Source organism: SAR324 cluster bacterium (assembly GCA_029245725.1).
Lineage (GTDB): Bacteria > SAR324 > SAR324 > SAR324 > NAC60-12 > JCVI-SCAAA005.
The window spans coordinates 1-5,649 of record JAQWOT010000209.1; the positions used below are offsets into that span (position 1 = coordinate 1).

A 5,649-nucleotide genomic window follows, 5' to 3' on the forward strand; every position below is an offset into this window, starting at 1 on the left:
ATCGACGGCGCGGTTTGGCACCTCGATGTCGGCTCATCGCATCCTGGGGCTGAAGCAGGTCCCAAGGGTATGGCTGTTCGCCATTTAAAGCGGTACGCGAGCTGGGTTCAGAACGTCGTGAGACAGTTCGGTCCCTATCTGTTGTGGGCGCAGGAGATTTGAGAGGAGCTGCTCTTAGTACGAGAGGACCGGAGTGGACGAACCTCTAGTGTTCCGGTTGTCGCGCCAGCGGCACCGCCGGGTAGCTACGTTCGGAAGAGATAACCGCTGAAAGCATCTAAGCGGGAAACTCACCTCAAGAGAGATCTCCCGGGCATTTATGCCCCTTAAGGTCACAGAAAGACGATCTGTTTGATAGGCTGGAAATGGAAGCATGGTAACATGCGCAGTTGACCAGTACTAAGCGACCGTGTGATTTGACTTCTCCCTTCCTTCTTCGTGTCCTCAACCCTCTTCTCTCGTCCAGCGTTTGAGTTTGGTGTCTATAGCCAGGGTGAGACACCTGTTACCATCCCGAACACAGTAGTTAAGACCCTGAACGCCTATGGTACTGCCGGGGTTACTCGGTGGGAGAGTCGGTCGATGCCAAACTCAATCGCTGGATGGGGAAACAATACCTTCGAATTTTCAGGCGCGTAGCTCAGTGGGAGAGCACTACCTCGACACGGTAGGGGTCGTCGGTTCAATCCCGACCGTGCCTACCAAATTATCTAACTTTGCTGGAGGCGACCATAGGCATCCGTAGATCGAAAGCTCCAAACAAGCAGGATGACTCAATACGAGTCAATGATCAGATCACCGCTCAGCAGATTAGATTGATTGACGGAGAAGGTGGACAGGTTGGAGTAATTACAGTTTCCGATGCCCTCACTAGAGCTCAATCGGATGGACTTGACTTAGTTGAAGTTTCTCCTAAAGCGGATCCCCCTGTTTGCCGGTTGATGGATTATGGAAAATTCAAATACCAGCAAAGTAAAAGGCAACATGCCGCCAAGGTTCATCAGAAGGTAATACATCTCAAGGAGGTAAAACTCCGACCAAAAATTGAAGATCATGACCTAAGGTTTAAGGTGCGAAACGCTCTTCGCTTCCTTGAAGAGGGTGACAAGGTGAAAGTCAATGTTGTTTTCATGGGTCGGGAGATGGCCCACAAAGATTTGGGCTTGGTTCTTATTGAGCGATTCCTAAGCATGATTGGTGAGAATGGGATTGTTGAGCAACCTGTCCGTAACGAGGGACGCTCAATGTTCATGATTCTTGCCCCATCAAAGAAGAAGTGATATGGCTGGTTACAAAATGAAAACCCACAAGGGTGGGGCAAAACGATTCAAGATGACGGGATCTGGAAAATTCAAACGAAAAAGAGCCTACTTGCGTCATGGCATGCGTAAGCGAAGCAACGATGCTAAGCGCAGCCTCCGACAAAAAGGGTATGTTGAGGGTAGCGATCATCAATCAGTCGCTGCATTGCTCCCATACGCTTAAAGGATTCTAATCAATGGCACGAATTAAAAGAGCAGTACATGCTCGCAAGAAGAAAAGCGCATATTTTAAAGCCGCTAAAGGCTATCGAGGTGGTCGCGGTCGTCTATGGCGGACTGTTAAAGATGCTGTAGAACGTTCTAGAGAATATTCTTATCGTGACCGCAAGGTTCGGAAGCGCGATTACAGACAATTGTGGATCATGAGGATTAACGCAGCTGTTCGTGAACATGGTTTGAGTTACAGTGTGTTCATGCACAGCTTGAGAAGCGTAGGTATCGAGCTTGATCGGAAATCACTCGCTGATCTCGCTTATGAGAACCCTGCAGAATTCGCAAAACTTGTACAACAAGTGCGTCAAAAAGCTTCCGCCTGATTCCTTCGGGAGTCAACCGACTCCCATCACTTCCCGTCCGCTTCTCCTGCCAATATTTTTTCCACTTCAATATGATCAAGCGGGGTCCAAGTACCGGTATGCTTGCCTTCAGGATCTCTTTCTAATCTCTCCGATACTTCTTCTAATAATAACTTTGAGTAGTTCATGTCCATGACTTCTTCCATGAATTTGGAATGAATGACTAGTTGCTTCGGATAAACTCTGAGCAGAATTTAGATCCAGTAGGTAATTGAACAACCAGGGAGTCTTCTGAAAAATTCTAACAACTTGGTTCACCAATAATGGGCGGCGATGTAAAAGCAGAGTGAGCCGAGTGAGCCAATAGTAGCTTCTCATCAAGGCAGGTAGTTGGTTGGAGTAATCAATCACCAGCTCATCTAACCTTGGTTTCTCTTTCTGCTTTTCCAGTATTCGATACATCAGCAAAGCTTGTTCCATGGCATTACTGATTCCTTCTCCTGTGATTGCATCCAAATATCCTGCCGCATCTCCCACCAATACCACTTTCCCAGTTCCAGTTCGTTTCACCGTTTGATGAAGCGGACCTATTCCAATCAATTGATCAATAGCTTCGCTTAAAAGCAGTTTTGGTCCTAAATTACTGAATACTTGTAATGTTTCTTTTAAAGAAATCGGCTTTTGCCAGCTTGACATCAACTTTTGGTTACTTAGAACAGCAACGCCAACAGTATTCGGTGATACAGGTGTGACGTAGGCTTCCATATCCTTTGACCAGTGGACCTCTACCAAATTGGTCCATGGTGTAATTTTATAATGCTGCCTCAAGCCCCAACGCTTTAGTTTGGAGGGGGAGCCATTTAGTCCAGCCCATCTTCTGATAGAGGAGTGTAATCCGTCTGCAGCGATCAGTAAGTTTGGGCTCAGGGTTTGGCAATTAAAATGAACGATAGGTTGCTCTGCTGAGCCTTCCACTGTAGCAACAGTGTTTTGAATAATTTTGATTCCTGGCTCTTGTTCAACGGCCTGACTTAGTAGTTTTGAAAGTTCAGAGCGTTCAATTCCCCAACCATCGCCTTTACTAAAATAGCCTGATGTGCACGCACCGTTCGGAGCAATATATCGAATACCCAAAAACTTTTGGTATTGTATTTTGTTAATCAGCTCCTGAGGAATCAGACGCTTCAGGGAACCAACTCCGCCTGGCATCAACCCTTCTCCACAGGCTTTGATCACAGGAAAAGTGCGCTTCTCAACAACAGTTGTGTCAAAGCCCCTTCTCGCACATATCAATGCTGTCGACAGTCCTGCTGGGCCCCCACCAATGACAACTATCTCTGACATCAGGTTTCTCTTTCTATTTGCCAGTTTGATCTGAGGTTTTGGAAATTAACAAAACACTTATCTTTTCTAAACATTACTCCATTAGATTGCTGGTAATACAAACTCTCCAGGAAAGAGTCATGGCTGATGAAGGACTATTACCATGCTATTTTTATCTCAGATATTCATCTTGGTACAAAGGGTACGTAAGCCAGCAGCTCTATCATTTCTTGAAGCACAATGAGTGTGATCAGCTCTATCTGGTTGGAGACATCATTGATGTCTGGAAGCTGAAGCGCAAGGTTTACTGGTCACAGAAACATTCCAACGTGATTCACCGTATTCTAACAATGGCCAAACGGGGTGCCAAGGTACACTACATCCTTGGGAATCATGATGAAGTTTTACGTAACTGGCTCAGTTTCGATATGAGGTTTGGGAATATAGAGCTGACGAATGAATGTGTAAATCAAAGCAAAAGAGGACAGCGATACTTGGTAATCCACGGAGATCTTTTTGATGGAATTGAATCCTTCAATACCTGGCTCTACGCATTAGGAGACCGAGCATACGATGTCGCGTTGTTTCTGAACCGCTGGATCAACATCATCTGTCGGTCGATTGGCTTTGCGTATTGGCCACTTAGTAGAACCTTAAAGGCACAGGTTAAGCGAGCAACTAACTTTGTCTTCAAGTTTGAATCGAATGTTGCCACCTACTGTGAAAAGCAGGGTTACAATGGGGTAATTTGTGGACACATCCATACACCTGAAATTCATAAAATTGGCAACGTGGTTTATATAAACGATGGCGACTGGGTGTGATCGTGTACGGCGTTGGTAGAAACTCAAGATGGAGAGTTTAGAATTATTGATTGGCACCATCATGATGATGCCATTCCCGAACCGATGACGAATCTGGAGAAGCAGGAAAAAGAAAAGAAAATGAGTCGAGAAGCCGTTCCTCAGTGAGGTTCGTTAAGCTATTCCTTTTAAAGGAAAGGCATATACCCCATGCGTTTCGCCCTAGTGACTGATGCCTGGCACCCTCAGGTCAACGGAGTCGTACGTTCTCTATCGACAATGGTTGAAATTGGCAGAGCCAAAAATCACGAGGTTCTGGTGATTCAACCGCAAGGTTACTCGACATTCCCACTTCCAAGTTATCCTGAAATACGCCTGGCAGCAACGCCTTGGAAAATGATGAAGACATTGAGGGAATTGTCTCCTGATGCAGTTCACATTGCTACCGAAGGATCTTTGGGGATATTCGCTAGAATTTGGTTGAATCACCTGAAGATTCCGTTCACCACAAGCCACCAAACTCGCTTTCCTGAGTATGTTCAAGAATGACTGCCCATCCCGCTGTCCTGGGGATACAGCTTTTTAAGGTGGTTTCATGGGGCCGCGGAAAGAGTGATGGTGCCAACTCCTACGATGGAGCAGCTGCTCCATCAGCACAGGGTTCACCAAAAGACGGTTATCTGGAACAGAGGATTCAACCATGAACTCTTCCGACCACGTTCCCAGGAAGATTCCTATGGTCTGCATCCTTTTTAGCTTTGCACAGGCCGAGTAGCTGTCGAAAAAAATATTGAGGCTTTCCTCAGGCTTGATTTGCCGGGCACTAAAATCATTGTGGGTGATGGCCCAGCCCGAGTATCAACGCAGAGAAAGTATTCCGAGGCTGTTTGGCTCGGTTACAAATTTGGAGAGGAATTGGCTAAACTCTATGCTGATAGTGATGTTTTTGTGTTTGCTTCCAAGCAAACCAACTAGAGAAAGTTTTGCGATAAGTCCAGTTAATAATTATGATGTCACTTTGTGGAAGAGTTGGCATTTACAGTCAGTAATCGCCATGTGTTTTTATCTCCGAAATGATCAATTTAAATTACAGATGCAACTGATTCTTAAATTATTGTCTTTTATTTTTTTGGTAGTTTTCTCAGCTGGAGTCAGTCCTGCAGCTCAGATCAAGCTTGGACAAGTTCTACCAGAAGTTAGCCTAACCGAATTTGGGAAACTCAATCTGGAGGGAGAGCAAATCAACTATGTGCCATGGAACAGCAGAGAGCTTCGTGGGAAGGTATTCACCATTTACCATCTGGCAGGAACTCGCTCAGCGGCTTCCCTGAATGACGCCTTCATTGATCGACTTTTAGAGGAACAGTTTGACCTGCTCCCGGGGAATCCCCATCAAACCTTCAACATTATCAATTTGGACGATGCCATGTTTGGCACTTCCGGTATCGTTCAGCGAACTGAGGAAGACCGTAAGCGAAAATATGTGGTTCCCGGCTTTGCACTGGATAAGGAGGGAGTGATTCGCAATGCGTGGAGTTTAGCTCCAGATAGTTCGGCTGTGATCATTCTCAATAGATCTGGAAAAGTAGTTTTCTTCAAAGATGGACAGCTCAGCCAAGCAGAAATTGATCAGGCTATTCAGATGATCAAACAAAATCTCTAGCTGACTTTTCTCTAACATAAATC

At 45.6% G+C, this 5,649-nt stretch carries 9 protein-coding genes, 1 tRNA gene and 2 rRNA genes; 11 read left to right on the forward strand and 1 reads right to left on the reverse strand.

The features are described 5' to 3' along the window. The 6 genes from P8O70_11320 to rplT form a co-directional block, all read left to right on the forward strand. Nucleotides 1-424 (forward strand): 23S ribosomal RNA (locus P8O70_11320); the annotation flags it as partial. A 50-nt stretch (nucleotides 425-474) separates the two neighbouring features. Beyond that, a 5S ribosomal RNA gene (gene rrf / locus P8O70_11325) occupies nucleotides 475-591 on the forward strand. 38 nt (nucleotides 592-629) lie between these two features. After that, nucleotides 630-704 (forward strand) — tRNA-Val (locus P8O70_11330). 15 nt (nucleotides 705-719) lie between these two features. Then, entirely contained in the window at nucleotides 720-1,280 is a 561-nt protein-coding gene (infC, locus tag P8O70_11335) for a translation initiation factor IF-3 (protein ID MDG2197465.1), read from the forward strand. Between the two features lies 1 nt (nucleotide 1,281). Next, a complete protein-coding gene (gene rpmI, locus P8O70_11340; protein ID MDG2197466.1) occupies nucleotides 1,282-1,485 on the forward strand; it encodes a 50S ribosomal protein L35 in 204 nt (67 codons plus the stop codon). 13 nt (nucleotides 1,486-1,498) lie between these two features. Next, on the forward strand, nucleotides 1,499-1,858 hold the full coding sequence (rplT, locus tag P8O70_11345; protein ID MDG2197467.1) for a 50S ribosomal protein L20: 360 nt from the start codon (nucleotides 1,499-1,501) through the stop codon (nucleotides 1,856-1,858). 108 nt (nucleotides 1,859-1,966) lie between these two features. On the opposite strand, the gene P8O70_11350 is transcribed toward rplT, so the two are convergent. After that, the gene (locus P8O70_11350) at nucleotides 1,967-3,181 is read right to left on the reverse strand and encodes an NAD(P)/FAD-dependent oxidoreductase (protein ID MDG2197468.1); all 1,215 of its coding nucleotides are present in this window, start codon (nucleotides 3,179-3,181) and stop codon (nucleotides 1,967-1,969) included. A gap of 119 nt (nucleotides 3,182-3,300) precedes the next feature. Here P8O70_11350 and P8O70_11355 point away from each other — a divergent pair, with 119 nt between their 5' ends. The 5 genes from P8O70_11355 (at nucleotide 3,301) to P8O70_11375 (ending at nucleotide 5,626) form a co-directional block, all read left to right on the forward strand. Further along, entirely contained in the window at nucleotides 3,301-3,984 is a 684-nt protein-coding gene (locus tag P8O70_11355; GenBank protein ID MDG2197469.1) for a UDP-2,3-diacylglucosamine diphosphatase, read from the forward strand. 12 nt (nucleotides 3,985-3,996) lie between these two features. Beyond that, a complete protein-coding gene (locus P8O70_11360) occupies nucleotides 3,997-4,131 on the forward strand; it encodes a hypothetical protein (GenBank protein MDG2197470.1) in 135 nt (44 codons plus the stop codon). A gap of 42 nt (nucleotides 4,132-4,173) precedes the next feature. Continuing rightward, nucleotides 4,174-4,512: a hypothetical protein gene (locus P8O70_11365; GenBank protein MDG2197471.1), complete on the forward strand. Its 339-nt coding sequence runs from the start codon at nucleotides 4,174-4,176 to the stop codon at nucleotides 4,510-4,512. Then, nucleotides 4,509-4,667, forward strand: a complete 159-nt coding sequence (locus P8O70_11370) for a hypothetical protein (protein MDG2197472.1) — start codon at nucleotides 4,509-4,511, stop codon at nucleotides 4,665-4,667. The genes P8O70_11365 and P8O70_11370 overlap by 4 nt, the downstream gene beginning before the upstream one ends. 389 nt (nucleotides 4,668-5,056) lie before the next feature. Next, a complete protein-coding gene (locus tag P8O70_11375; GenBank protein ID MDG2197473.1) occupies nucleotides 5,057-5,626 on the forward strand; it encodes a YtfJ family protein in 570 nt (189 codons plus the stop codon). Nucleotides 5,627-5,649 lie beyond the last annotated feature (23 nt).